This is a genomic window from Holdemania filiformis (genome assembly GCF_003459085.1).
Classification (GTDB): Bacteria; Bacillota_I; Bacilli_A; order Erysipelotrichales; family Erysipelotrichaceae; genus Holdemania; species Holdemania filiformis.
Genome location: NZ_QRUP01000042.1, coordinates 1 through 1,529, shown reverse-complemented (window position 1 = coordinate 1,529; position 1,529 = coordinate 1). Strand labels below are relative to the sequence as shown.

The following is a 1,529-nucleotide window of genomic DNA, read 5'->3' as shown; positions in this document are numbered from 1 at the left end:
GATAGTAGTTAATCCACCCTCGGGTTACCTCATTAATCTTCTTCATTCGGTATTCCATCGATACTCCCCAATTCCGCTTTAACAGCGGTTTCAGTTTGTATTCTAGTTTCTTCACCGATTTGATATGGGGTTTCGGCTTCCATTCTCCATTCTTCTGGTAGAAGCTGAATCCCAGATATTTGATCTCCTTCGGTCTGGCTACTTTCGTCTTTGTCGCGTTCACTTCTACACGCAGGTGTTCTGTTAACCATTTTGTCACTGAGCTCATGACTCGATTCGCTGCCGCTTCGCTTTTTACGCAGATTATACAATCATCCGCATATCGTACAAAACGCAGCCCTCTCGACATTAGCTCTTTGTCAAACTCATTCAGATAGATGTTCGCCAGAAGTGGGCTGATCGGGGAGCCTTGTGCTGTTCCGATCTTCGTTTCTTCATAAGTACCTTCTACCAGTACACCTCCCTGTAAGATTCGTCTTACTAAGGATTCTGTATCCGGGTCCTTGATCACCTTGTGAACCAGGATCATCAAAATATCCTGATTCACATTATCGAAGAATTTAGAGAGGTCCAGATCCACGATCCAGTCATACCCATCGTTCATGAATTCCAGTGCCTTGATTACCGCTTGTTCTGCTTTTCTTCCCGGTCGGAATCCGTAGCTGTTTTCTGAGAATTCCTTTTCAAAGATGGGGGTTAACACTTGGCATACCGCCTGTTCTATCCACCGATCTTTGACTGTCGGTACTCCCAGGTTTCTCTTGCTTCCATCCTCTTTTGGGATCTCTACGCGTCTTACAGGCAGAGGCTTGTATTTCCTTCGTCGTATTGCTTCACACAGTTCCTCCCCGTGCTCGTCAATAAACTTCGGTAACTCACTGGTCTTCATGCGGTCGACGCCCGCACTTCCTTTGTTACTCATCACTTTACATTTGGCTTCTTCCAGGTTTTCCTTGGATAGAATCCGTTCTATCATTTCTGTTGTCATGTCTGCTTTTTCCTTTCCGTCGCTTGTTATCCCCCAATCTTCACAACCCTGGAGGCTGAACACAGATTGTTCTGAGGGGATAACCTACATTCATGAATCTCAAAGCTGGTTCTTTGTTCTGCCCTTCGCTCCATTCCCATTACGGAACTTCTTCACTACTATGGCTTCTGCTGAACCCTTATCGTTCGTTGTTACTGCGTTTCCACTGCGTGACGTTCTTCACCTCGTTTCCACGTCGATAAGGTCTCCCCGAAGAAGGTGTGATAACTTTCCTCTCGTGCAGCCTCCGAATTTACTGTTTCGCCATGTTCGGCAACTTGGACTTCTCTTTGTTTAGCAAGGTCGTCCAGGCTAGCAGCCTCCTATTCGATTTCTGTCCGTAAGCCCGAGATTTTGCCCGTTGGCTTTCCCAACATCCAGCTTCCTTCAGCCATTACCTCACGATAATCGCCTTGCCTTCGGCTAGCGCTTTAATGCTTGTTGCCACAACCGCGCAACGGACTTTCACCGTCTAGTTATCACCCATGTCGGGTGTACTAAA

General features: G+C 46.7%; 1 protein-coding gene. It reads right to left on the bottom strand.

Annotation, left to right across the window (positions count from 1 at the left end; all coding sequences use genetic code 11):
- Nucleotides 1-988: group II intron reverse transcriptase/maturase (gene ltrA / locus DWY25_RS17540; protein WP_117896422.1), on the bottom strand; the 988-nt coding region annotated here is incomplete at its 3' end.
- Between the last annotated feature and the right edge of the window lie 541 nt (nucleotides 989-1,529).